This window comes from Sphingomonas mesophila (assembly GCF_003499275.1).
In the GTDB taxonomy this organism is placed as follows: Bacteria; Pseudomonadota; Alphaproteobacteria; order Sphingomonadales; family Sphingomonadaceae; genus Sphingomicrobium; species Sphingomicrobium mesophilum.
This window is the reverse complement of sequence record NZ_QWDF01000011.1, coordinates 1-603: the sequence shown is the minus strand read 5'-3', so window position 1 is coordinate 603 and position 603 is coordinate 1. Positions and strand designations below refer to the sequence as shown.

The 603-nt window shown below is 42.3% G+C and carries 2 protein-coding genes; both read left to right on the top strand.

What is annotated here, in order from left to right; translation table 11 throughout:
• Positions 1 to 341 (top strand): 30S ribosomal protein S5 (locus D0Z60_RS11510; RefSeq protein WP_162888235.1); only part of this gene is annotated, 341 nt, incomplete at its 5' end.
• A gap of 6 nt (positions 342 to 347) precedes the next feature.
• Positions 348 to 527 (top strand): 50S ribosomal protein L30, encoded by a 180-nt coding sequence (gene rpmD, locus D0Z60_RS11505; RefSeq protein ID WP_005599315.1) that lies wholly within the window; start codon positions 348 to 350, stop codon positions 525 to 527.
• Positions 528 to 603 lie beyond the last annotated feature (76 nt).

The following is a 603-nucleotide window of genomic DNA, read 5'->3' as shown; positions in this document are numbered from 1 at the left end:
GTGAAGTTCCAGCAGCGATCCAAAAAGCGATGGAAAAAGCTCGTCGCAATATGATTAACGTAGCTTTAAACGAAGGTACATTACAACATCCTGTTAAAGGTTCACACACTGGTTCACGCGTATTCATGCAACCGGCTAGCGAAGGTACTGGTATCATCGCCGGTGGTGCGATGCGTGCTGTGTTAGAAGTGGCGGGTGTTCGTAACGTTCTTTCTAAAGCATACGGTTCAACCAACCCAATTAACGTTGTTCGCGCAACAATCGATGCGCTTGCAAATATGAAATCACCTGAAATGGTTGCTGCTAAACGTGGTAAAACCGTTGAAGAAATTTTGGGGTAATTGAATATGGCAAAAACAATTAAAGTAACTCAAACTCGTAGCTCTATTGCTCGTTTACCGAAACATAAAGCAACGTTAAAAGGTTTAGGTCTTCGTCATATTCGTCATACAGTTGAATTAATCGATACTCCGGCAGTTCGCGGTATGATTAATCAAGTGTCATATATGGTTAAAGTGGAGGAATAATAGAGTGCGTTTAAATTCTCTTTCTCCAGCTGAAGGTGCTAAGCACAGTGCTAAACGTTTAGGTCGTGGTATCGGC